Raw genomic sequence first — 24722 nt, forward strand, 5'->3', positions numbered from 1 at the left:
AATATATAACGTAATGAATTTATTTGTTATTTAGGTTTTTTTATTAAATGTATTTATATTATTAGATAGTGATTTATAGATAGTCGATACTAGATTTGACAAATAAATAACTTCAATACACTTTGTTTAAGTAATTATTTATTTTTTTCTAAGTGATAATTATTTACAATAAAAACCTATTTTATTGATTAATAAGTGTTTAAGTATTTTTCTTTATCATTTAATATACCTTTTCATATTTATTTATAAAAAAATTAAATTAAAATAACATAATTTATAGATAAATTTGTTTTTATGCTTTAAATTATAGCGAGTATTTTTTAAGATTATAAATATTTCATTTTTAATTTTTAGGAGCACAAATTATGTCAACTGAACGTCCAATTGGTCTTGCTGCTTTGACTGTATTAGATGTATCTCCAGCAAATCAAGTTATTGTCGCTGCAGAAGCTGGTTATACTCATGTCGGCTTACGTTTAATTCCTGCCACACCTACTGAACCCGTTTATGCTACAGTTGGAGATACTCCGTTAATTCGAGAGGTAGAACGTCGATTAAAAGAAACAGGTATTAAGGTTTTAGATATTGAAATTTTTCGCTTAAAACCAGAAACAAGAGTAATTAATTTTTTACCTGTTTTAGAAACAGGTGCACGCTTAGGAGCCAGTCAAGTTCTACTTGCAGGTAATGATCCAGATCCTAATCGCCTAGCAGATAATTTTGCAAAATTATGTGAAATAGCAGCACCGTTAGGTATTGCAATTAATATCGAGCCTATGCCTTGGACTGATATACCAACAGTTAATTCTGGCGTAGAATTACTTAAGTCTGCAAATCAAAGTAATCAGGGAATGATTATAGACCCTTTACATTTTGATCGTGGCGCCAATACATTAGAAGATTTAAATAAAGTACCCAAAGATTGTTGGCGATATATGCAGTTATGTGATGGTACAAAGGAAAAACCTAAAGATACTGAAGGTTTATTATATCAAGCACGTAACTACCGATTATCTCCGGGACGAGGTGGTATAGATTTAGTCTCATTATTAAAAGCATTACCAGAAATGCCAATTTCTATTGAATGTTGTAATGATGAGTTTGCTTTACGAAAATCACCGATTGAGCGGGCTAAAATGTACATAGATGACGCTAAAGAATTACTTAGAAAAATTACAGAATCTTAATTATTTAATAGAGGAAAGTATATGAGAGAAAATATTGATGGCCATTTTTTATTGATTGGATTAATGGCTTATCCTATCCGGCACAGCTTGTCACCTAAAATGCAAAATATTATTTATTCAAAGCTAGATGTGCCTTATGTTTATTTAGCGTTTGAAGTAACACAAGATAAGTTAGCTGACGCAGTTAAAGGTTTACGTGCATTAGGTTTACGTGGTAGCGCTGTTTCTATGCCAAATAAACAATTAGTATGCAAATATATTGATAAACTTACTCCAGCTGTTGAATTAATTGGTGCATGTAACACTATTTCAAATGATGATGGTGTATTAACCGGCTATAACACTGATGGTATGGGATATATGCGTTCTTTGAAAGAAGCTGGTGTGAATGTTATTGGAAAAAAAATGACGCTACTTGGTGGTGGTGGTGCAGCAAGTGCTATTGCGGTTCAAGCTGCATTAGATGGTGTTAAGGAAATTTCAATTTTTAATCAGAAAGATGATTGCTATGAAAAAATTAATGAAATAGCTAATCGCATTAACGAAAAAACAGATTGTAAAGCAACAGTTCAGGATTTAAACGATACAGAATTATTACGCAATGAAATCGCAGAAAGCGCTGTGCTTTGTAATGCAACTGGTGTGGGTATGAAGCCACTAGAAGGACAAAGTATAATCACTGATCCGACGATGCTAAGAAAAGATCTTGTTGTTACTGACTGTATATATAGCCCAAGAAAAACCAAACTACTAGAAATAGCTGAAGGCCAAGGCTGTAAAATATTAAACGGTATTGGTATGATGTTATGGCAGGGGCATGCACAAATCAAGATATGGACAGGTCAAGATGCTCCAATTGATTATGTGAAAGAAAAAATGGGTTTTAATGATTAATTTCATTAGATCAAAAGTCTATATCCTATGTAAGAATAAAATTAAAAATTTGGTGATTAAATGACGACGATTACAGTAAAAGGTTTGAATATTGGTATTGGTGCACCCAAAATTATTGTACCAATTGTGAGTAAAACAGAACAAGACTTAATTGATGAAGTTGAGTTATTAAAAGACATTGATTTTGATATATTAGAATGGCGAGTTGACCATTTTAATTATGTCGATGATATTGAAAAAGTAAAACAAGCGGCAAGTAAAATTAATCGTATTATTGGTCATAAACCAATCTTATTTACTTTCCGAACGGCAAATGAAGGCGGTGTTTTTCCAGCATCAGTCGAGTTTTATCTGGATCTAAATAAAAAGATGATCACTAGTGGATTTATTGATTTTGTGGATATTGAAGTATTTACAGGAGATAATTATGTTAAAGATATTATCGCTTTGGCTCATCAAAATAACGTGCTAGTTATTACATCAAATCACGATTTTGATAAGACGCCAAGTAAAAGTGACATTATTTATCGTTTACGTAAAATGCAAGATTTAGGTGCAGATATTCCAAAAATTGCGGTCATGCCCCGTTCTATAGATGATGTACTTACATTATTGTCTGCCACCGCTGAAATGAAAGAAAAATACGCGAAAAAACCTTTAATTACCATGTCGATGGCTGGAAAAGGAGCTATTAGCCGAGTTGCTGGTGAGACGTTTGGTTCTGATTTAACATTTGGAGCTGCAAAAAATGCCTCTGCGCCCGGACAGTTAGATGTTAAAGAGCTAAGGTATATATTAAACGTATTACATCGAAGTATATCTTAATTGTTTTATTAAAGTGCGGTTTTATTTTGCTATGTATAATTTAGGAGTTTTGTAAATGAATAATAATTGGTTAGGCTTAGAGGGTGATGTTTGTGTTATTACTGGTGCAGTAGGTGGTATGGGTGCTGAGATCTGTAAGGAGTTTGCGAAACAAAAAGCTAACCTAGTTTTAATTGATCTAGATGCGGTAAAGTGTCAGGAATATGCGGATAAATTAGCTAATGAATATGGTATTAAAGCAATAGGACTTGCATGCAATACGACAGATGAAAAAAGTGTAGATGCTGCTGTTGCTACTGTTAAAAATGAATTTGGTCGATGTGATGTATTAATTAATACTGCCGCTATTCTTCGTTTTTGCCCATTAGAAGATTTGCCTCTCGATGAATGGAATTTGACGATTAATGTTAATATGACTGGATATTTCTTAATGTCGCAACGTTTTGGTCGATTAATGATTGAACAAAAATCAGGCCGTATGGTTCACATTTCAACAGTGGCTTCACATACACCTGAGACATACAGTGGCGCTTATAGTTCAACTAAAGCCGCTATTTCTATGTTATCAAAACAAATAGCAGCAGAGTGGGGCCAATTTGGTGTACGTAGTAATGCGATATGTCCGTGTTTTGTAAAAACACCATTATCTAAAAAATTCTATGAAGATAAGGAAGTTGAAGAAGGGCGTACACGCATGATTGCTAGCCGCCGTATTGGTGAGACAATTGATATTGCTAATGCCGTATTATACCTTGCAAGTAAACGTTCTGATTATTCTAATGGTACAGAATTAGTTGTTGATGGTGGTTACGAAGTCATGCTTGGTGATTTAGCGCCAAGACCTGGTGGACGTAGACAATTTGCCATTAATCACCGAGCTTCTTCTAGCAAATAATCAAGTATAAATTTTATTAATGCCACTATTTTAGTGGCATTTTTTTATTCAAATTTTCTATAAAAAAAGTTAATTATTTATCATCTAATAATGATTTTTAATTTTAGCAATTTTTTTAAAATCATGAAGTTAATTTTTATTGTGACGATTTTTAATGATTAATTTCCATGAATTTTAATTTAAAATATTTTAATCTATTATTTCTCTTATTTTTTTATTTTGTTTTTTATTTGAAGTAACTTATTGATACATAAGTAAATAATTTTATATCTTGCATGTTTCCCTTCGTTATTCATAGTTAATATGAATTAATTTCTTTTAAAATAAAGAATATTTTTATTGATAATTGGTATATAATATTTTTAATCGAATATCAATTTCAAATTAAAACTAGATACAAGTGAAGTCTTGTAGCAGGATATGAGGGAGTAACATGAGCGATTTTTCTGCAATATTTCAACCAATAACTATTAAACGTACGACAATTCGAAATCGAATTGTAATGCCTCCAATCGGGACTAATTTTGCTACTTTAAGTGGTGAATTTGTTGATGACCATTTGCAATATTATGAACAACGAGCAAAAGGAGGCACAGGCCTTATTATCTTAGAAAATGTCTGTATCGATTATCCGTATGGAACGAATGGCACAACACAATTAAGAATTGATAACGATCAATACATTCCTGGGTTTTATCGTTTTACCGAACGTATGCATAAACATGGTGCAACAGTCGCAGTACAAATTAACCATGCTGGCGCATCAGCTTATTTTGGGCGCTTGAATGGTTTACAGCCAATTTCATCGTCAAATGTACCGTCTAAAACTGGTGGTAATGCGCCAAGGCCTATGTCTGTAGATGAAATTCTTTATGTTGTAAAGCAGTATGGTTTGGCTGCATCAAGGGTACAACGAGCAGGATTTGATGCAGTCGAAATTCACGCAGGTCATTCATATTTACTTAGTCAATTTTTATCACCATTATTCAATAAACGAACCGATGAATTTGGTGGTAGTGTAGAAAATCGCTCAAGAATTGTCAGAATGGTGATTGACGAAATTCGTAAAAATGTTGGTCCAAATTTTTTAATCATGCTGCGAGTAAGCGCAGATGATTTTATTGAAGGTGGTAATAGTTTAGCCGATACGCTAGAAGTACTTGAATATTTAAATGATCAAGTCGATATCTTTGATGTATCAGCAGCTCAAAACGATACTTTATTTTTACAAATTGATCAGATGAATTTACCTGATGGTTGGCGCTCATATATGGCTAAAGCAGTAAAAGATAAATTTAATAAACCAACAATAACCTCTGGTAATTTTCGAGATCCGAGCATTATTGCTAAAACATTAGCTGATGGCCATGCCGATTTTGTTGTTATGGGGCGTGGGCTTATTGCCGAGCCGTATTGGGTTGAAAAAGTTAAGAATAATGAAATTGATACGTTAAGGCGTTGTATTTCATGTAATATTGGTTGTGCCGATCACCGTATTGCAAAGTCTAAACCAATTCGTTGTACCGTTAATCCTGATATTATTAGTTATGAAGACTATAAACGTTATCAAGTTAATAAACCGTTAAATATCGTAGTAATTGGTGGTGGTTCAGCAGGGCTTGAAGCCGCAGCTACTGCGGCAGAAGTTGGTTGTAATGTGACATTATATGAAGAAAAATCATTCTTAGGTGGATTATCTATTATTATTTCACGTTTCCCTTATAAACGCAGAATCGCTGATTTACCCAAATTTTTGATTAATCGCATTAATAAATTACCTAACGTTAAAGTGCATCTTAATACTAAAGCAACCCCTGATATGATAGCTAATCACAATCCTGATTTAGTCATTGCAGCAACCGGAGCAAAGGCTTTACTTCCACCAATTAAAGGTTTACATGAAGAGTTAGGTAAGAAAAATCGCAAAGTTTTTTCTATCTTTGATTTAATGGATAATTTCGAATATTTTACTAATATTCCTGATAAAAAAATTGTTGTTATTGGTGGTGGGGCTGTTGGCCTTGATGTCATTGAGTATTTTTCAGAAAATAAAGCAAAAAGTTCAACTATTGTAGAAATGCAAACTGCTCTTGCTAAAGATCTTGATGTTATTGGTCGTTTATCAATGATGAAAATGATTGATGATAATAAAGTCAATGTTAAGCTCGAAACTATTTTGCAAGAAGTTAAACCGGATCACTTTGTCGTAAGTAAAAATGGCCAGCAAGAAGTGCTTGAATTTGATTATGGTTTTGTTTGTTTAGGGTTAACGCCAATCACACAGTTTATTGATGAATTTAGAGCCCATGCGGACAAAAATAATTATCTATTCCAACAAATAGGGGATAGTAAACAAGCGAGAAAATTAATCGATGGGATGCGGGAGGCACGTGATATTGTTGCACTTATTCAATCAATTGAACGCACTAAAGCGCACGAAATTCGAGGCGTTGATATCAATAAACCATTGTAATAAATAGTTAAACTTATATTTTTACTGGCACCTTATTTTTATATAAGGTGCCATTTTTTTATCGCCAATATTGATACCAAAAAGGTAGTTCACATTAAATTTTGTGACCCTTGCCTCATCTATAATTAAATTTATTCAATAGATTTTTTTATTTGCTAATTTTTATCTTTATTTCGTAATGACATTTTATCAATTTTCATTTTTAACTTTAAATTGATTACTATTTAGCATTAAGGATATCTTTTGAATGGTAAAATATTTTATGATTTATACTATTTTTGCTTTTCAATTAGTTGTTTAGCATTATTATTTTTAGCAAAATTACCTACAACTCAAATAAGTTCCATTTTATTAGGCATTCTTATTTTCATCGTTATTTTTAATCTATTTTTTAATAATAAAATTATTATAGTGGGTGGAATTTTATTATGTGGTTTTTTATGGTCTACCCAAAATGGGTTAGATTACTTAGCAACAGTCGAGCCATATATTGATAAAAAAATCACGATTCTAGCTATAGTCAAAAGTATAAAAATCACTCAAGATAATAGTCCAGATAGCCGCGATCATTATTATGTTAATTTTGAAATCAAGGAAATAAATCAAAAGTTAATAGATCAACGATTAACTATATCATTGTTATGGAATAATAATATTATTCCTGCAGCAGGCGAGAGGTGGCAACTAAAAGTAAAAACAAAAGTTACACACAGTAATCTTAATCAAGGCGGCTTTGACAGCCAACGATTTAATATAGCTAATCGTAGCTTATTAGTTGGTACAATAGATGATGCAACTCAAATAGAAAGCACTAAAAATGTTAGGCAACAGCTCGTTGATAAAACATTATTGTATGTTAATTTATTTGATTATGGTGACCTAATGCTTGCTTTAGCATTTGGTGAACGTTCAAGGCTAACTTTTGAACATAAAAATGTCATGTATCAAACAGGTATAGCTCATTTAATGGCTATCTCAGGTATGCATATTATATTAGTTGTTTTTTTAGTTAACAGACTAATAAAAAGCGTGCAGTTTTTATTACCTATTAAATTAATATTTTATTGGTTCCCGTTACTTAGCGCATTTACTATTGCTGCATTCTATGCTTGGCTTGTCGGGCTTAATCCCCCAGTAATGCGAGCAATACTTGCTTTATTTATATGGTTAGTATTACGCTTTTATAAAAAGTCATTGAATTCTTGGCAGGTTATTAATCGTATTATCGCGATATTACTATTTTTTGATCCCTTAATGATACTATCTGAAAGCTTTTGGCTTTCTTGTTATGCTGTCATCTGCCTAATATTTATCGCTCAATGGCTTCCAACTTTAAAAAAGACTTGTGTTAAACAAAGTTATTTATGGCAACTACTAAAATTGCAATGCTTATTAACATTTTTATTATTACCGATACAATTCTTTATTTTTAATGGGATTAGTAGCGTTGCAATTATTGCTAATCTTATTGCGATCCCAATTATTTCTTTAATTACATTTCCTTTCATATTAATTATGATGATTATGAGCTTTTTTGATTGCTCTTACCTAGCTATTTGGTTTGCTATCATGGCTGATCTTTCTTTAAATGGAATATTTTATCTTTTAGAAAAACTATCTGGTTATTGGTTATATATTTCATCTCAGTATTATTTGTTTAGCTATATTGGATGGTTGATATTTATTTTTTACCGTGTCGGTATATGGCGGAGAAATAAGATATTGTTTTTATTGGTAATTGTATTTATGCTTTCCCCTGTAATAAAGCAAAGAGCAGAGCAGTGGCAGATCGATATGTTAGACGTTGGCCATGGATTAGCTATAGTGATACGAAAAGGTAGTTCGGCTATTTTGTATGATACTGGCGCTAAATGGCAAAATGGTTCTGCCGCAGAGCAAATTATCTTACCATTTATAAGATGGCATAATCTTTCTATTGAGGGGATTATAATTAGTCATGAACATAATGATCATATTGGCGGCTTAACAACTATTAAGATGCACTATCCTGATGCTTGGGTAATGAGTTCATCAACTAAGTTAAATAATGACTATCTTTGTAAAAGTGGCAATACGTTTTATTGGCGCGATCTAATGCTATTAATATTATGGCCAAATGAATTAAGTGAATCAACTTTAAATGCACAATCATGTGTTGTAAAGATTTCTGATGGAAAAAACACTATTTTATTAACCGGTGATTTAGAAAAAAAACAAGAACAGCAATTAATTCTACATCACAAAGAATTACTATTTTCAACAATATTACAAATTCCACATCATGGTAGTAATACTTCATCTCATTATGCTTTTTTAGCTAAAGTAAATCCTAAAATTTCTATTGGTTCAATATCTCGCTACAATCCTTGGAAGTTACCTGCTAAGAAAGTACTAAATCGCTATAATGAACTTAAACTAGATTATTATTTAACTAGCTATTTTGGGCAAGTGTCAATATTATTTTATCCTGATAAATTAGTTGTTAATACGATGCGACGTGAAATAAAATCTCGTTGGTATCATGATTGGTTTGGTGCTTTACCTAATTAGAGGTAAAATAAACTAAATACTATGAGATGTTAAAATTAACTATTGGGTATGCAATTTTTAATCCTAGATGAGGCGACTTCAGCATTAGATACTGAATCAGAACGTGCAATCCAACCGGCATTAATCAAGTTAAAAAAGATAGGATACCAATTCACGCCGAATCTAAATTATCGAAAATATGGATGAAATACCCCATCAGTGAAGGTGAAATGATTGAACGAGTCAGCATACAGAGTTTATTAATCAATACCCAGCTTCATCAGATTCAGTTTAATAACTAATTAAAGCGAGAATACTATTACATGATCACCAAAATCTGGTCAGGAGAAAATAAGCTATATTGGCTGCTAATTCCTTTTTCCATAATATATGGAATAGTTGTATTTATTCGTAAAGCGATGTACAAATTAAGGATATTCAAATCATGGAAAGCCCCTGTTCCAGTTATTATTGTCGGTAACTTATCTGTTGGGGGGAATGGTAAAACGCCTGTTGTTGTTTATTTAGTTGAGCAATTATTAGCAAGAGGTTATCGTGTCGGTGTAGTATCTCGTGGCTATGGTGGTAAAAGCTCAAGTTACCCGGTTGTTGTTACTAACGATACTCCTGCACATATAGTTGGTGATGAACCAGTTTTGGTATACCAACGCACTGGCGTACCTTTTGCTGTTGCACCTAAACGTAGTGATGCAGTAAAAGCTTTATTGACCCGTTATCCTATTGATATCATTATAACTGACGATGGCTTACAACATTATTCGTTAAAGCGAGATATAGAGATTGTTGTCGTTGATGGTAAACGTGATTTTGGTAATGGGTGGTATTTGCCTGCAGGACCAATGCGAGAATCAATATCTCGTTTAAATCATATCGATTATTTGATTATTAATGGTGAAAGTAATAAAGCTTATACCAACGCATATTCTATGGAATTAGTACCTAATGAGGCAATTAATCTTTTAACAAAAGAGCGAAAACCCATTAGTCAATTAGCTAATATTTGTGCAATGGCTGGTATTGGTGATCCAAATCGATTTTTTACCATGCTTAAAAAACAACATGTTGATTTAGTAAACACTGTATCTTATATGGATCATCAAAGTTACTCGAAGGAGCAACTATTAAAATTAGCTAATCCAAGTCAGATACTGTTAATGACAGAAAAAGATGCTGTTAAATGTGAAGAATTCGCTCAAAGCAATTGGTGGTATTTACCTATTAATGCCGTGTTACCCGCTCAATTTATTGAAAACTTATTGGATAAAATCAATTAATAATATTATTAATTAAGGTGTACAAGTTATGAAAGAAAAATTACTTAGCTCTATCGCATGCCCTAAATGTTTTGGGAAGCTTGAATACAATGAACAATCTCAAAGTCTTACTTGTCCTAAAGATGGGTTAATTTATGCTATTAGTGATGGGATCCCCGTTTTGCTAGAAAATGAAGCTCAGACGTCAGATCTTAAGGAGCCGGAATGAGCTATACAGTTGTTATTCCTGCTCGCTATGCATCAACTCGTTTGCCTGGCAAACCGCTTGCTGATATTGCGGGTAAACCGATGGTTGTTCGTGTTATGGAACAAGCTAAACAGAGCTGTGCCGATAGAGTTATTGTTGCAACGGATAACCAGCTAGTTTTTGATGTTGTATCATCATTTGGTGGTGAAGTCGTTTTGACTAGTGAAAAACATAATTCTGGTACCGAGCGCTTAGCCGAAGTTATCAATTTATGTAAGTTTAATGATGATGATATCATTGTTAATGTTCAAGGTGATGAGCCACTAATTCCGCCTGTGATCATAGATCAAGTTGCTAAAAATTTAATTAAATATAAAACAGGTATGGCAACACTTGCAGTTCCAATTAGTACTGCTCAAGAGGCATTTAATCCCGGTGCAGTTAAAGTTGTCACAGATAAAGACGGCTATGCTCTCTACTTTTCGCGTGCTACTATTCCTTGGGAACGAGATCGCTTTGCTGTAAATAAAGATTCAATTGCTGATTTTTATTTACGTCATATTGGGATCTATGCGTATAGAGCGGGTTTTATTCGGAAATATATTAACTGGCAGCCAAGCATGCTTGAGCAAATAGAAATGCTAGAGCAATTAAGAGTTCTTTGGTATGGGGAAAAAATCCACGTAGCAGTTGCGCAAGAAGTTCCAGCAATAGGTGTAGATACTCAGGAAGATTTAGACAATGTAAGACAAATTTATACTAATCGTTAATCGTGATTAAATAAACGAATAAAAGGTGGTTATCATGACTCAATTTATGGGATTTTCTCAGGCTGGATTAAATTTTTTACAAGAGGTTAAAAAACAAAATAGCCGAGAGTGGTTTGCTGATAATCGAGCTATTTATGATAATGAGTTAGTCAAACCTTTTCGTTTATTAGTTGAACAATTAACATCAGGGATGCTAGCGATTGATGAGTGGTTCGAAACCAAGCCTGCTATTGGTAAAACAATTTCAAGGATTAATAGAGATACACGTTTTTCTCATGATAAATCACTATACCGAAGCCATCTTTGGTTAACATTCAAAAGACCAAGCAAGGATTGGAAAGAATCGCCTGTCTATTTCTTTGAAATAGCTCCTGATATGTATCGTTACGGGCTTGGCTATTATTGTGCTCCCAAACAAACTATGGATATTTTTAGAAGTGAAATTAACCAAGATCCTAATAAATTTCTAGATGTTGTCCGCTGTGTAAAAAAACCGTTTGAACTTGTCGGCGAAAAGTACAAAAGGCCTTTGATTAAAGATCAGCTTGAACAAATTGCAACGTGGTATAACCGTAAGGATTTTGCAGTTATTGCTACAAGTAATCAAATAGAGGATCTCTTTAAGCCTGATTTAGCGAAAAAACTACTAAAGGGCTTTAAGCAACTAACTCCACTTTATAGTTATCTCATGCGTGTTGAAATAATTAAAACGATCCCTACATTGTGATATCTAAATTTCAATTGAATGTTTGATATCTAAACATTAATCAATTATTTTTACATCAATTCATGTAAGATAAAAACAAGCAACCCCTTTGTTATAAGGGGTTGTTGATAAAATTTTTACATTTATACCCTAAGGTAGATCCTAAAACGGTATATCGTCATCAAAATCCATTGGTGGTTCGTTAGCTGGCGCTTTTTGAGCCGGAGCTTGTCGTGAAGGAGCTGATGAGCTATTGTTTGAGCTCTGTCCCCAATTTTGTTGTGGGGCATCATCGGTAGAATTAGTACCACGTCCACCAAGAATTTGTAGAGTACCACCAATATTAACCACAACCTCAGTTGTATATTTATCTTGACCAGATTGATCTTGCCACTTACGTGTTTGTAGCTGACCTTCAATATATACTTGTGAACCTTTTTTTAGATATTCACCAGCAATTTCAGCAAGTTTACCAAAGATGACAACTCGGTGCCATTCGGTTTTATCTTTTTGTTCACCTGTTTGTTTGTCTTTCCACGTTTCAGAAGTGGCAATACTTATATTCGCAACAGCACCACCATTAGGTAAATAACGGACTTCAGGATCTTGTCCTAAATTACCAACTAAAATAACTTTATTTATTCCCCGATTTGCCATTGATATCACTCCTAAACATTATTTAACTATTTTGTAATTTATAAACTATTTGTATATTGTAGCATGAGCGAGAGTTAACGTAATAGTTTTTCTTTGTTAGTTACTTTTTTTACGACAGGCTTACCAATATTTTATTAAATTTTTTTCTGTAACCATTACTTATATCTTTTAGTTAATCATAATTTGTAATTGAGATTATTTTTCAGCCATTAAAATATAATTCACGTCAATATTCTTTCCAAGCAAAAACTGATTTTTAAGAAGGTGATATTCCATACCGATAATATCGGTCGTTTGTAACCTTGCAAGTGAAACCATCTCCATAAGTTCGGAAGGCCGAATGAAACGTTCAAAATCGTGAGTTCCTTTCGGTACCAATCGACTAATATATTCAGCACCATAAATGAGTAATAATTTAGCTTTATAATTACGATTTATTGTTGATAAAAAGAGTTTTCCCTGTGGTTTAAGTAGTTTCGCACAAGCATTAATAATGGATTTTGGGTCAGGCACATGTTCTAATAATTCCATACAGGTAATAATATCGTATTGTTTTTGTGCTTGCTGCGCATGTTCTTCAATTGAAGATTTAATATAATTGATTACAAGATGATTTTGTTTGGCATGGTTATCGGCTACATTTAGTGACGCTTCAGCTAAATCAAGACCAGTAACGTTAGCACCAAGCTGTGCTAGGCTTTCTGATAAAATACCCCCACCACAGCCAACGTCAAGCAAATTTTTACCTATTAGATCTTCACCACAATGTTGTTTGATATATTCAACACGCAATGGATTTATGATGTGTAAAGGTTTACATTTGCCATTTGGATCCCACCACTCATCGGCTAATTGTGAAAATTTATCAATTTCTTTTGTATCAATATTGTGTGACATATTATTTCCTTTAATAAATTTCTACACTAAGTTTAGCTTATAGTTTTTAAAAATAATCGTATTATTTGTGCAGTTAATCCCCAAATAACATAATTTTCATAATGATAGACATAAATATTATGTTGCGAACGCTTTTGCCATATTTTAGTGTAATTTGGTATTAAGTGAAATGGAAAATTATCGGTGGGTTTGTGTGCTACTTCGATTATTGTTTCAATTGGCTTATTTTTAATAAACCATTCAATTGGTACACTAAAAGTATTAGAAACTTCGTTTTTATTTATATTTAGTTCTAATGATGCTAACTCGCCAACTACAGGATAAATTTTTAAACCAATATTCGATAAGAAAGAGGGCAATTGACCATATATTTTAATGGTATTTTCAGCAATGCCTAATTCCTCACTGGTTTCACGAATAGCGGTATCAATGGGCGAGTTATCAATCCATTCCATTTTGCCACCAGGAAAACAAATATCGCCAGGCTGCCATTTAAGCGTTGAAGATCTAACTTCAAATAATAAGTGGAGTTGGTTATTTACATAAATAATAGGAATAAGTACCGCGGCATTATCTTTGAGATCAGCTGTTATGCTATTACTTTCTATTTTATTAATAATATTACTTATCGTAATCATTTTGCTTCGAGTCTATTTGATTTTAAAAGCATAAAAGTTGTTTTATATTTGCTTTTGTAAAGTTCTTTACGTTAATAAAATAACATGTTAGATTGCGATAATATTATAAAAATGTGCTTCTAGTCACGTTTTTAATTTTAGAGACGTTATGCAAGATTATCTCAACAGAATAAAAAATACACTGAATGAGCTTGCTTTAGTAAAACAAATGCGAGCGCTTGATGCAATGCCTGAATCATTTCAGGATGTCTTTTTGTTATTGCCAATGTTATTGCATTATCATCATCCTAATTTACCCGGCTATTTTGATGGTCAGGTTCCGCATGGGATCTCCGGCTATACCCCTCCATCTGAAATTATCGACAAGATAGAACAAAAATTGGGATTTTCCCCAACCGATATAACACTATCTCAACACAAAATTTCAGCACTTTATTCTATGGGTAGTACCTGTACTTTAGGGCAATCGATTGACTCCGATTTAGATGTTTGGGTTTGTATTGAGGATAGTCTATCTCAAAAAGAGCGATTTCTTTTAGAACGTAAGTGCCATTTAATTGAAAAATGGGCTGGAAGTTATAATATACAATTAACATTATTTATTGTTGATGTAGATCGCTTTAAAGATAAACACCATGAATGCTTAATGGGGGAAAATTGTGGATCAGCTCAGCACATGTTACTGCTTGAAGAGTTTTATCGTAGTGCTAATCACCTAGCTGGTAAGTTACTACTTTGGTATCTAATTCCATCAAATTTAAAAATTGATGGTATAGAATATGCTTCTTATGACGAATGTATTTCTGCTTTAGCTGCTGCGAATGTCATCAATCGTGCTGAATGGATTGATTTTGGTTCCTTGATTGATTTGTCTGCCGAAGAATATTTTGGGGCAAGCTTATGGCAACTTTACAAAAGCGTCGACTCACCATTTAAAGCAGTATTAAAAACGTTATTACTTGAGGCTTATTCATGGGAATATCCAGATAATAAAGTGGTTGCTTATCATGTAAAATCATTAATTCAACAAAATGATATACGTTATTATTGTTTAGATTCCTATTACATGATGCTTGAAAAAGTGACTCATTATTTAACTTCTATTGGTGATACAACTCGGCTTAATTTAGTTAGAGGGTGTTTTTATTTAAAAGTTAATGAACGGTTATCTCAAGCGACAAACTATATATCATGGCGCCGGGCATTATTGGGGGAGTTAGTTAATAGTTGGGGATGGAGTAAAGAATATATCAAAGCTCTAGATTCTAATGAATTATGGAAAATTGAAAAAGTGAGGGATGTTAACGAATTATTGTTACAAACAATGATGACAGGTTATCGCAATTTACTTACATTTGGTCGTCGAAATAGTCTAGATTCACTAATTAGCCCAAAAGATTTAGCCATATTAACACGTAAACTCTATGCCGCTTATGAGGTTTTACCCGGTAAAGTTACGGTAATTAACTCGAATATTTCAAAAAACTTATCTGAAAATAATTTGACGTTTATTTATGTCAAAAATGATAGAGTTAATCGAATTGGCTGGTATGTGTATAATCAAAAACCGACGTTAGATTCGATTATCGGGCACCAATATCTAGAATATAGTAGTTCATTAGTGAAATTAGTATCTTGGTGTTATTTTAATCAATTAATCGCTGATAATACACAACTATTTTATCGAAATGGCAACGACCATAACCCAAGTAAATTGAAGCAATTAGTTTATGATTTACAATCATATTTTCCTGTGACAATTCCAACGGCTACCGAAGAAGCATTATATGGACCTTGTGAAATAAGGCATCTGGCAATAATGATTAATCTTAAAGATGACTTAGCGAATGAAGAGGATATTATTTGCTTAGATAATAATTCATTTAATATCAATGTATTAAATCATGGTAAACAAGAGGTTAGTCTGGTTCAATCCATTAATTTACTTTATCGCAATTCTTGGAATGAGATAAGAGTATTACAATTTGATGGGCCATTATGTGTACTCGATGCAATCAAAACATTACTTAACCGTATGCATAAAGATGCTGATTTACCAAATTCGATCAAAATATTTTGTTACAGTAAATATCTTAATAGTACCATTAGAGAACAACTACAAGATCTCATGGATCGCTGTATTGATTTGCGTTTAAGTACTACAAAAAATAACTTTAAACAATTTATGCCATTGCGTATAAATGGTTCATCATGGTATCTATTTTTTGAACGGTTTGGTGTATCTACCCATCAATTTAATAATACGATTGATTTTTATGGCGCTATTTCAAATAATAAAATTCATGGTAGTGCACTAAATAATCTATGGAATACTGCTAACGAATTGCCTAAAGAAATTGATAGCATCGCTTGTGAGGGAATTATTCAGTTTTTCTTTGAAAAAAAAGAATCAGGATTTGATCTCTACATCTTAAATGAAAATAATCAAGCTGAAGTTTATTATGATTGCAATGGCGATATACAAAGTATGATTAGAGATGTGAATAGTTTTTATACTTTATCTGATGACCGTTTTACGTTTGCAACAAGTTTATCTGTTAACTTTAATCTCCCTCAGTTTTACCAAATTTTTTATAATTCCCAAGGTAATAGGGAAATTGCATTATTTAATGAAGCAAGATAAATTTTTGCTATTAAATCACTATTTCATAGCCTATTTATTACAATGTTATTAAAATAGTGGGAACTTTTTTAATTTTTCGAACTCTAATACACCGTATGCGCATTTTTAACCATATGGCGATAAAGGAATAATAATGAGGAATAGCCTTAAATGGGAGAACAAGTAACCGATCAAGTATTGGTTGACCGAGTGCTTGCTGGCAATAAAAATGCTTTTAATCTTTTGGTAACTCGTTATCAAAGTCGATTAGCTCATTTGGTATCTCGTTATGTATTGGCGTCAGAAATTCCGGACGTGGTACAAGAGACATTTATTAGAGCATATCGTTCTTTAAGCTCTTTTAAAGGTGAAAGCGTATTTTATACTTGGTTATATAGAATAGCAGTTAATACAGCTAAAAATTATTTGATAGCACAAGGACGACGGCCGCCTTCTTCTGACATTGATGCGTCAGAAGCTGAAACATATGAAGGCGCCGATTTACTAAGAGATATTGATAACCCGGAAAGTATAGTGTTATCAGATGAAATAAAAAGAGTCGTGTTTCAAACAATTGAATCACTACCTGAAGATTTAAAAACTGCAATTACACTAAGAGAAATAGAAGGTTTAAGCTATGAAGAAATTGCAGAAATAATGAGTACACCTGTTGGAACGGTTCGTTCTCGTATTTTTAGAGCGCGTGAAGCGATAGACGAAAAGTTAAAACCACTATTAAGTTAATAAGAAGTAAGTCAATAAAATTAAAAAGGCAAACTATGTTAAAAGAGCAGAAAGAACAACTTTCATCATTAATGGATGGTAATCAATCTGATGTTCAATTTATTGATACTGTTGCAAGTGATGAAGAATTAAGACAAAGTTGGTACCGCTATCATGTTGCTCGAGATGTGATGCAAGGTAAGCTATTTGATAGAGCTTTAACATGGGATATTGCAGATAAAGTTGCTAGTGCAATTGCGTTAGATGAATTATTTGAACAATCAAGTATTAATCAAACTTCAGCACCAAAATTAGAAAGTATCTTTTGGATCAAAGTCAAAGATGTGGTTAGTAAATTAAGTCAAGTTGGGCTTGCTGCTTGTATCACGCTTGGCATTATTGCTGGTGTCCAGTATCAACAAAGTTCTTCAAGTGAAAATGTGTCGCCAGTTTTAAATACTGTTCCTATTGGTGTTAGTGTGTCACCTGTTGGTGGCATAGCAACTGGACAAAATCAGTATCAGACACAACCAGATACTGTTGATGCTCAGGAATATAATAAAATACGTTTTCTAATTCAGAATTATGAGTTACAAAAACGCCTAAATGTACAACAATAGTTTATTTTAAAATGATAATTAATTTCTTTAAAATTGATCGTATTGTTTTATGTTTAAAGCATATAAAAACTGTTTTTATTGTAATTCTATGTGCTCTATCATTTTATGCGTTCCCTGCCTCAATAAATAAGGAGGTAGGGAAAGAGCCAACTTCAACATCCACCAAAAAACCATCAGCTGATTCTGTTATTACTATTCTAAGTAATATGAAAAATGCAGTATTAAATAGTGATTATCAAATCTATTTCGTGCAACAAGAGGCTAATGGTTATTCAAGTACTTTCCAGTATCGTCACTTAGGTGTAAATAATCAAAACTATGCCAATTTATTATATTTAGAGGGTGCGCCCAAAGAAATTATTTTAAACAAGGATACTGTTAGTTATTTTCAGCCTGAGAGTGAATCATTTTCTCTGGCGATTAATCATATAATCGAAGCTTTCCCTGACATTGTTTATAATGACTTTAATAAATTAAACCAATATTATGATTTTGTATTATTAGGTAAAGCAAGAACCGCTAATCGCAGTAGCCAATTAGTGAGAGTTATTCCTAAAGATAAAGATCGTTATAATTATGTATTATGGATTGATGATAAAAATAATTTGCCATTACGTATTGATTTGCTCGACCTTAATTCTAAAATCATTAAACAAATGAAGGTATTAGCAACTAATTTAGATTTTGATAAGAATAGTTTTAAAAATTACATTGAAGATCGCGATTATCCAATTATTGTTCCGATAGATAAAGACAAACAGCAAATAAATTCTTGGCAGGTTAATTGGTTGCCAAGAGGATTTAAAGAAATCTCTACTTATAATCTTGATTTTGAAAAATCTAATATTGATACTAGGATATTTTCTGATGGTATTTTTTCTTTCACTGTCAATGTATCAAAGAGCTCTTCAAACGATAAATCAGCTCATGTGGCAACTCAAGGTGAACGGACAATTTATTCAGTTAATATGGACAATATGAATATTGTTATTATTGGTGATCTTCCTCCCGAAACAATTGAACGTATAGCCGATAGTATAAATATTAAATAATCATGAAAAAATCGATTCATGTAGGACTTTGCTTAAAGCTGATTAATGTGTAGAATGCTGTGCTTAATTTAAAGTATCTATCTAACTAGCGAAAAATTAACTGAAAATATTGATATGAATAAAAATATCCGAAATTTCTCGATTATTGCCCATATTGACCATGGCAAATCGACTTTATCTGATCGTATCATCCAAATTTGTGGGGGATTATCTGATCGTGAAATGGAAGCCCAAGTGCTCGATTCTATGGATTTAGAACGAGAACGTGGTATTACCATTAAAGCACAGAGTGTTACTCTTGATTATCACGCAAAAGATGGACAAACTTATCAGCTTAATTTTATTGATACTCCTGGGCATGTCGACTTCTCTTATGAAGTATCACGGTCTCTTGCTGCATGCGAAGGTGCTTTATTAGTTGTTGATGCTGGACAAGGCGTTGAAGCCCAAACTTTAGCAAACTGCTATACTGCAATTGATATGAATTTAGAGGTTGTGCCAGTTCTAAATAAAATAGATCTACCTGCTGCTGAGCCTGAGCGGGTTGCACAAGAAATCGAAGATATTGTTGGTATTGATGCTTCTGATGCTGTGCGTTGTTCAGCAAAAACGGGTATCGGTGTTATTGATGTGCTTGAGCGGTTAGTTGAAGAGATCCCTGCGCCAGTTGGTGATAAAAATGCACCATTACAAGCATTGATTATTGACTCATGGTTTGACAACTATCTTGGTGTAGTTTCACTGATTCGTGTAAAAAATGGCGAATTACGCAAAGGCGATAAAATAAAAGTTATGAGCACAGGTATTACGTATAATGTTGATCGACTGGGTATTTTCACACCTAAGCAGATTGATAAAAACGCATTAACTTGTGGTGAGGTTGGCTGGGTGGTCTGTGCAATTAAAGATATACTTGGTGCACCAGTCGGAGATACGCTAACGCTTGCTCGTAATCCTGCACAAACCCCTTTACCTGGTTTTAAGCGTGTCAAGCCGCAGGTTTATGCTGGATTATTTCCAACGAGTTCTGATGACTACGAGTCATTTAGAGATGCATTAGGCAAATTGAGCCTAAATGATGCATCTTTGTTTTATGAACCAGAGACCTCAACAGCACTTGGTTTTGGCTTTCGATGTGGATTTCTTGGATTACTTCATATGGAGATTATCCAAGAACGTTTAGAGCGAGAATATGATCTTGATCTAATAACTACTGCGCCAACGGTAGTTTATGAGGTAGTAACAACATCAAATGAAACAATTTATGTTGATAGCCCATCAAAATTACCTGCAGTTAATAATATACTAGAATTACGAGAACCGATCGCAGAGTGTAATATTCTTGTCCCTCAGTCATATTTAGGTAATGTTATAACCCTTTGTATTGAAAAAAGGGGTATTCAAACTAATATGGTATACCATGGTAACCAAGTTGCATTGACTTACGAAATTCCCATGGCGGAAGTCGTATTGGACTTTTTTGATAAATTAAAGTCAACTTCTCGAGGTTATGCATCATTAGATTATAATTTTATAAGATTTCAAAATGCTGACATGGTAAGATTAGATGTATTAATTAATAGTGAGCGGGTTGATGCATTAGCCTTGATTACTCACAAAGACAATGCACCTTATCGTGGGCGAGAACTGGTTGAAAAAATGAAAGAACTGATTCCTCGTCAGCAATTTGACATTGCAATTCAAGCTGCAATTGGAAATCATGTTATTGCTCGTTCAACAGTTAAGCAGCTTAGGAAAAATGTATTAGCAAAATGCTATGGCGGTGATGTCAGCCGTAAGAAAAAACTCCTACAAAAGCAAAAAGATGGTAAAAAACGCATGAAACAAGTTGGTAATGTTGAATTACCACAAGAGGCATTTTTGGCTATCTTACATGTAGGTAAAGAGTAATTAATTTAAGTGAGGAAGTACAATGGCTGGAATGTTTGCTATCATATTGACATTAGCAACTTTTTTTACAGGAATCTTATGGTTTCTAGAAAAGTTTAAATGGCGACCTGCAAGACAGCGTAAAGTTGAAGAGGTCAGAAAACAGACTGATGGCAAAATCGATGGTAAAATTCTGGCTCAAGTCGGCAGCCCGAAAGGATGGGTTGATTCTTTATCTTCTTTTTTCCCTGTATTATTTGTGGTATTTGTCATTCGTTCTTTTATTTTTGAACCGTTCCAGATCCCATCTGGTTCAATGATGCAAACCCTTTTAATTGGTGATTTTATCGCTGTGCAAAAATACTCGTATGGAATAAAAGATCCAATTACGAATACCACGATTATTCCAACAGGTCGTCCACAGCGTGGTGATATTGCTGTATTTAAAGATCCAAGAAATCCAACTATTGATTTTGTTAAACGAGTAATTGGCGTCCCTGGCGATAAAATTATTTATAATCCAGAAAATAAAGAGCTTACTATCTATCCAGCCTGTGAAAATGATCAAACAAATTGTCAAGGACAACAAAGCACACCTTTAAACCTTGATTATACAGATATTCAAAAGAGTGATTGGAACGAAGTTTTTAGTAATTCAGGTGCTAACTTCTATACAGATAAACAATATGCTGAGTTAAATTTACCAACAAATGGCTCAATAGTATCATTTACATTAAATAAAAGACAAGAAACAATGGGCGGTCAAAAACATGATATTTTGTTATTGCCAGTACAAGCTCATGGTCTTAATGAAATGTACAAACAACCAGGTCAAAAACCAGGTGAATGGGTTGTACCGCAAGGTAACTATTTCATGATGGGTGATAACCGTGATAATAGTGATGATAGCCGTTTTTGGGGGTTCGTACCTGAGAAAAACTTTGTAGGTAAAGTTTCGGCAATTTGGATTAGTTTTGATAAACAACCAAATGAATGGCCTACGGGTATTCGATTTGATCGTATTGGAAGCGTTCACTAATACCTATTGTTATAAAAGTAGGCAATGTGCTAAGCTTTGAGGCGTCCTTTGATGGGCGCTATTTTATTTAAAAAGGGATAAAATGAGTTCTGGTAAAAATAGATTATTTACCGCTTAATATCATGAGTAAACAAGTGATGAAACAAAATGAACAACATCTAATCAAATTACAAAAATTAATTGGTTATGAGTTTAATAATATTGCATTATTAATAAAAGCTTTGACCCATCGAAGCGCTGATAAATCTCACAATGAACGCTTAGAGTACCTAGGGGATTCGATTTTAAGTTTCGTGATAGCTGAAGCACTATTTAATCAATTCCCTCATGTTGATGAGGGCGATTTGAGTCAAATGCGTTCGACTCTTGTTTGTGGTGAAATGCTAGCAATAATTGGTCAGGACTTTAATCTTGGCGATTGTTTAATATTAGGTCAAGGCGAATTAAAAAGTGGTGGCCATCGAAGAGAATCAATTATATCCGATGCTGTTGAAGCAATAATTGGTGCAATATATTTAGATAGTAATATTGAAGTTATTAAGAATTTAATTTTACAATGGTATCAAAGCCGTTTAGAAAATATTCAACCTGGTATTAAACAAAAAGATGCCAAAACACGCTTGCAGGAGTATTTACAAGGTATTCATCAAGCAAGACCAGTTTATTTGATTGTGGAAGTTATTGGTAATGATCACGAACAAGAGTTTGTTATCCAATGTAAACTTGAAAATGATAATAATCAATATATGGGTCGAGGTGTAAATCGACGCAAAGCTGAACAAATAGCTGCACAAGCAGCAATAGATAATTTGGGTATTAAATGACAGATCAAAAAATAAAGGATCAAAATATATCACATTGTGGTTTTGTCTCTATTGTAGGGAGACCCAATGTTGGTAAATCGACATTATTAAATCAACTACTTGGACAAAAAATTTCAATCACCTCACGTAAGGCTCAAACAACACGCCATCGTATTTTAGGTATTGATACCGAGGGAAATGATCAAGTTATCTATATTGATACACCTGGACTGCATATCGAAGAAAAACGAGCGATTAATCGTTTAATGAACCGAGCGGCAAGTAGCTCAATTGGTCATGTCGAGTTAATTTTATTTGTGGTTGAAGGGACGCGTTGGACAGATGATGATGATATGGTTGTCAAGAAATTACAAGATGTTAAATGTCCTGTTTTATTAGTTATTAATAAAATAGATAACGTACAAGACAAAACTAAATTATTACCTCATATCCAAGATATTAGTCAAAGACTTAATTTTATGGATGTAATACCGATTAGTGCTGAAAATGGCGAAGGTGTTGATATTATCAAATCGATTGTTAAAACACATCTACCAACCGGTGAGCACCATTTTCCTGATGATTATATTACTGATCGTTCACAGCGATTCATGGCATCTGAAATTATTCGTGAAAAACTAATGCGTTTTTTAGGTGACGAGTTACCTTATTCAGTTACCGTTGAAATAGAGCAGTTTAAAGTTGATGAAAAAACGGGTATGTACCGTATTAATGGACTGATTTTAGTTGAACGAGATGGCCAAAAGAAAATGGTTATAGGCAATCAAGGTGAAAAAATCAAAAAAATTGGTACTGAAGCCCGTAAAGATATGCAAGAATTTTTCCAAACTAAAGTGCACCTTGAACTTTGGGTTAAAGTTAAAGCAGGCTGGGCTGATGATGAAAGAGCATTACGTAGCCTTGGATATGGTGACGACTAAGTACCTACTCTTTTATTAGTTTGAACAAATCCAAAAACCGCTTATAAAAGCGGTTTTATGTAGGTAAGTATTGCATCTAATGAATACTCTCCTTCATATTTTTTATTATTGATATAAAGTGAGGGCGTTCCATTAACACCGCTTCTTAAGCCACTTTCAAAATCCTTTTCGACTTTATCTGCAAATGATTTATCTTTAAAATCTTGCTCAAATTGTTGTTCATTAACACCGAGTTTCTCGGCGTAATTAATTAGATTTTTATCATGCAAATATGCTTGGTTTTCATAAAGCATATCATGCATCGGCCAGAATTTATTATATTTTGCCAACACCTCTGTTGCAATCGCCGCATGTAACGCATTTGGATGCATCTCTAATGGAAAATTTCTAAAGATAAATTTTAGATTAGTCCCTAACTGGTTTTGTAATTCTTTGATAACATAATAGAACTCAGCACAATAAGGACATTGATAATCACCATATTCAACTAACTCAATTGATGCGTTACTATTACCTTGAATATGATCTAAATTAGTAACAGGGGGTTTTAAAGCCATAATATTATTTCTCCCCAATCAAGTTTTCCAATGCATCAAGCACACCATCGACACCGGGATTAATATTATCTGGCGACAAATAACTCCATCTAATTATTCCCATTCCATCAATTAAATAAATTGCACGTTTACTGGTGCCTGTTGCCGTGCTATAAGCTTCATATTTTATTGATATCGCGCCTTTGGGTTCAAAATCAGCTAATAACGGAAATTTTAATTTTCGATTTTCAGAAAATGCCGCATGGGACCATTTGCTATCAACTGAAATCCCTAATATTTGTACATTATATTTCTCAAATAATTTTAATGAAGAACTAAAAATAGCCAATTCATCGCCACAGACAGGGCTCCAATCTGCAGGATAAAAAACTAAAATAATTTTTTTCCCTATAAATTCTGATAGTGAGATTTGTTTGTCAGGAGTAGCGCTCAATTTAAAATCTGGGGCTTTGATACTATTTTTTAACATGATGTGATCCTTATTTACTAAAGCTAATAATAAAAAATAGAACAGCAAATAT

Annotated in this window: 23 protein-coding genes; 18 read left to right on the plus strand and 5 right to left on the minus strand. The window is 33.2% G+C overall.

The window, feature by feature from the left end:
• The first annotated feature begins 365 nt into the window (after positions 1 to 365).
• The 10 genes from RHO14_05010 (at position 366) to RHO14_05055 (ending at position 11782) form a co-directional block, all read left to right on the plus strand.
• Positions 366 to 1187 (plus strand): sugar phosphate isomerase/epimerase, encoded by an 822-nt coding sequence (locus RHO14_05010; GenBank protein ID WVD72160.1) that lies wholly within the window; start codon positions 366 to 368, stop codon positions 1185 to 1187.
• 21 nt (positions 1188 to 1208) lie between these two features.
• Positions 1209 to 2081 carry a shikimate dehydrogenase gene (locus tag RHO14_05015; protein WVD72161.1) on the plus strand — a complete coding sequence of 291 codons (873 nt, stop codon included), beginning with the start codon at positions 1209 to 1211 and terminating at the stop codon, positions 2079 to 2081.
• Between the two features lie 60 nt (positions 2082 to 2141).
• A complete protein-coding gene (gene aroD / locus RHO14_05020; GenBank protein ID WVD72162.1) occupies positions 2142 to 2906 on the plus strand; it encodes a type I 3-dehydroquinate dehydratase in 765 nt (254 codons plus the stop codon).
• A 55-nt stretch (positions 2907 to 2961) separates the two neighbouring features.
• Positions 2962 to 3801 carry an SDR family oxidoreductase gene (locus RHO14_05025; GenBank protein WVD72163.1) on the plus strand — a complete coding sequence of 280 codons (840 nt, stop codon included), beginning with the start codon at positions 2962 to 2964 and terminating at the stop codon, positions 3799 to 3801.
• Positions 3802 to 4234: 433 nt separating this feature from the next.
• Positions 4235 to 6274, plus strand: coding sequence for an FAD-dependent oxidoreductase (locus RHO14_05030; protein ID WVD72164.1), 2040 nt, complete (start codon positions 4235 to 4237; stop codon positions 6272 to 6274).
• 243 nt (positions 6275 to 6517) lie between these two features.
• Positions 6518 to 8824, plus strand: a complete 2307-nt coding sequence (locus RHO14_05035; protein ID WVD72165.1) for a DNA internalization-related competence protein ComEC/Rec2 — start codon at positions 6518 to 6520, stop codon at positions 8822 to 8824.
• A 302-nt stretch (positions 8825 to 9126) separates the two neighbouring features.
• Positions 9127 to 10098 carry a tetraacyldisaccharide 4'-kinase gene (lpxK, locus tag RHO14_05040; GenBank protein ID WVD72166.1) on the plus strand — a complete coding sequence of 324 codons (972 nt, stop codon included), beginning with the start codon at positions 9127 to 9129 and terminating at the stop codon, positions 10096 to 10098.
• A 28-nt stretch (positions 10099 to 10126) separates the two neighbouring features.
• Entirely contained in the window at positions 10127 to 10306 is a 180-nt protein-coding gene (locus RHO14_05045; protein ID WVD72167.1) for a Trm112 family protein, read from the plus strand.
• Positions 10303 to 11055, plus strand: coding sequence for a 3-deoxy-manno-octulosonate cytidylyltransferase (gene kdsB / locus RHO14_05050; protein ID WVD72168.1), 753 nt, complete (start codon positions 10303 to 10305; stop codon positions 11053 to 11055). The genes RHO14_05045 and kdsB overlap by 4 nt, the downstream gene beginning before the upstream one ends.
• A gap of 34 nt (positions 11056 to 11089) precedes the next feature.
• Complete coding sequence (locus RHO14_05055) at positions 11090 to 11782, plus strand: DUF2461 domain-containing protein (GenBank protein WVD72169.1); 693 nt, start codon at positions 11090 to 11092, stop codon at positions 11780 to 11782.
• A 141-nt stretch (positions 11783 to 11923) separates the two neighbouring features.
• Here RHO14_05055 and RHO14_05060 read toward each other — a convergent pair whose 3' ends face one another.
• From RHO14_05060 to RHO14_05070, 3 genes are all read right to left on the minus strand, one after another.
• Positions 11924 to 12418, minus strand: coding sequence for a single-stranded DNA-binding protein (locus RHO14_05060; protein WVD72170.1), 495 nt, complete (start codon positions 12416 to 12418; stop codon positions 11924 to 11926).
• Positions 12419 to 12613: 195 nt separating this feature from the next.
• Positions 12614 to 13315, minus strand: a complete 702-nt coding sequence (gene ubiG / locus RHO14_05065) for a bifunctional 2-polyprenyl-6-hydroxyphenol methylase/3-demethylubiquinol 3-O-methyltransferase UbiG (protein WVD72171.1) — start codon at positions 13313 to 13315, stop codon at positions 12614 to 12616.
• 32 nt (positions 13316 to 13347) lie between these two features.
• Positions 13348 to 13953, minus strand: coding sequence for a CoA pyrophosphatase (locus tag RHO14_05070; protein WVD72172.1), 606 nt, complete (start codon positions 13951 to 13953; stop codon positions 13348 to 13350).
• A gap of 148 nt (positions 13954 to 14101) precedes the next feature.
• Between RHO14_05070 and RHO14_05075 the strand changes: the two genes are divergently transcribed.
• From RHO14_05075 to era, 8 genes are all read left to right on the plus strand, one after another.
• On the plus strand, positions 14102 to 16597 hold the full coding sequence (locus tag RHO14_05075) for a class I adenylate cyclase (GenBank protein ID WVD72173.1): 2496 nt from the start codon (positions 14102 to 14104) through the stop codon (positions 16595 to 16597).
• 150 nt (positions 16598 to 16747) lie between these two features.
• A complete protein-coding gene (gene rpoE, locus RHO14_05080) occupies positions 16748 to 17320 on the plus strand; it encodes an RNA polymerase sigma factor RpoE (GenBank protein WVD72174.1) in 573 nt (190 codons plus the stop codon).
• A 35-nt stretch (positions 17321 to 17355) separates the two neighbouring features.
• Entirely contained in the window at positions 17356 to 17919 is a 564-nt protein-coding gene (locus tag RHO14_05085) for an RseA family anti-sigma factor (protein WVD72175.1), read from the plus strand.
• Positions 17920 to 17930: 11 nt separating this feature from the next.
• A complete protein-coding gene (locus RHO14_05090) occupies positions 17931 to 18971 on the plus strand; it encodes a MucB/RseB C-terminal domain-containing protein (protein WVD72176.1) in 1041 nt (346 codons plus the stop codon).
• Positions 18972 to 19085: 114 nt separating this feature from the next.
• Positions 19086 to 20882, plus strand: coding sequence for a translation elongation factor 4 (lepA, locus tag RHO14_05095; GenBank protein ID WVD72177.1), 1797 nt, complete (start codon positions 19086 to 19088; stop codon positions 20880 to 20882).
• A gap of 22 nt (positions 20883 to 20904) precedes the next feature.
• Positions 20905 to 21900 carry a signal peptidase I gene (lepB, locus tag RHO14_05100; protein WVD72178.1) on the plus strand — a complete coding sequence of 332 codons (996 nt, stop codon included), beginning with the start codon at positions 20905 to 20907 and terminating at the stop codon, positions 21898 to 21900.
• A 122-nt stretch (positions 21901 to 22022) separates the two neighbouring features.
• Positions 22023 to 22724, plus strand: a complete 702-nt coding sequence (rnc, locus tag RHO14_05105) for a ribonuclease III (protein ID WVD72179.1) — start codon at positions 22023 to 22025, stop codon at positions 22722 to 22724.
• Entirely contained in the window at positions 22721 to 23644 is a 924-nt protein-coding gene (era, locus tag RHO14_05110; GenBank protein WVD72180.1) for a GTPase Era, read from the plus strand. Before rnc ends, era begins: the two co-directional genes overlap by 4 nt.
• A 41-nt stretch (positions 23645 to 23685) precedes the next feature.
• Here era and RHO14_05115 read toward each other — a convergent pair whose 3' ends face one another.
• Positions 23686 to 24201 (minus strand): thioredoxin domain-containing protein, encoded by a 516-nt coding sequence (locus tag RHO14_05115; GenBank protein WVD72181.1) that lies wholly within the window; start codon positions 24199 to 24201, stop codon positions 23686 to 23688.
• A gap of 4 nt (positions 24202 to 24205) precedes the next feature.
• Positions 24206 to 24670: a redoxin domain-containing protein gene (locus RHO14_05120; GenBank protein WVD72182.1), complete on the minus strand. Its 465-nt coding sequence runs from the start codon at positions 24668 to 24670 to the stop codon at positions 24206 to 24208.
• Positions 24671 to 24722 lie beyond the last annotated feature (52 nt).

The sequence above is a fragment of the Orbaceae bacterium lpD04 genome, from assembly GCA_036251935.1.
In the GTDB taxonomy this organism is placed as follows: domain Bacteria; phylum Pseudomonadota; class Gammaproteobacteria; order Enterobacterales; family Orbaceae; genus Orbus; species Orbus wheelerorum.

Coding starts and splice junctions, on each gene's coding strand:
- RHO14_05015 (WVD72161.1), top strand. CDS start 1,209: ATGAGAGAAAATATTGATGGCCATTTTTTATTGATTGGATTAATGGCT.
- RHO14_05045 (WVD72167.1), top strand. CDS start 10,127: ATGAAAGAAAAATTACTTAGCTCTATCGCATGCCCTAAATGTTTTGGG.
- kdsB (WVD72168.1), top strand. CDS start 10,303: ATGAGCTATACAGTTGTTATTCCTGCTCGCTATGCATCAACTCGTTTG.
- RHO14_05060 (WVD72170.1), bottom strand. CDS start 12,418: ATGGCAAATCGGGGAATAAATAAAGTTATTTTAGTTGGTAATTTAGGA.
- RHO14_05070 (WVD72172.1), bottom strand. CDS start 13,953: ATGATTACGATAAGTAATATTATTAATAAAATAGAAAGTAATAGCATA.
- aroD (WVD72162.1), top strand. CDS start 2,142: ATGACGACGATTACAGTAAAAGGTTTGAATATTGGTATTGGTGCACCC.
- rpoE (WVD72174.1), top strand. CDS start 16,748: ATGGGAGAACAAGTAACCGATCAAGTATTGGTTGACCGAGTGCTTGCT.
- rnc (WVD72179.1), top strand. CDS start 22,023: ATGAGTAAACAAGTGATGAAACAAAATGAACAACATCTAATCAAATTA.
- RHO14_05115 (WVD72181.1), bottom strand. CDS start 24,201: ATGGCTTTAAAACCCCCTGTTACTAATTTAGATCATATTCAAGGTAAT.
- RHO14_05090 (WVD72176.1), top strand. CDS start 17,931: ATGATAATTAATTTCTTTAAAATTGATCGTATTGTTTTATGTTTAAAG.
- lepA (WVD72177.1), top strand. CDS start 19,086: ATGAATAAAAATATCCGAAATTTCTCGATTATTGCCCATATTGACCAT.
- RHO14_05085 (WVD72175.1), top strand. CDS start 17,356: ATGTTAAAAGAGCAGAAAGAACAACTTTCATCATTAATGGATGGTAAT.
- RHO14_05055 (WVD72169.1), top strand. CDS start 11,090: ATGACTCAATTTATGGGATTTTCTCAGGCTGGATTAAATTTTTTACAA.
- RHO14_05120 (WVD72182.1), bottom strand. CDS start 24,670: ATGTTAAAAAATAGTATCAAAGCCCCAGATTTTAAATTGAGCGCTACT.
- era (WVD72180.1), top strand. CDS start 22,721: ATGACAGATCAAAAAATAAAGGATCAAAATATATCACATTGTGGTTTT.
- RHO14_05075 (WVD72173.1), top strand. CDS start 14,102: ATGCAAGATTATCTCAACAGAATAAAAAATACACTGAATGAGCTTGCT.
- ubiG (WVD72171.1), bottom strand. CDS start 13,315: ATGTCACACAATATTGATACAAAAGAAATTGATAAATTTTCACAATTA.
- RHO14_05025 (WVD72163.1), top strand. CDS start 2,962: ATGAATAATAATTGGTTAGGCTTAGAGGGTGATGTTTGTGTTATTACT.
- RHO14_05010 (WVD72160.1), top strand. CDS start 366: ATGTCAACTGAACGTCCAATTGGTCTTGCTGCTTTGACTGTATTAGAT.
- lpxK (WVD72166.1), top strand. CDS start 9,127: ATGATCACCAAAATCTGGTCAGGAGAAAATAAGCTATATTGGCTGCTA.
- lepB (WVD72178.1), top strand. CDS start 20,905: ATGGCTGGAATGTTTGCTATCATATTGACATTAGCAACTTTTTTTACA.
- RHO14_05030 (WVD72164.1), top strand. CDS start 4,235: ATGAGCGATTTTTCTGCAATATTTCAACCAATAACTATTAAACGTACG.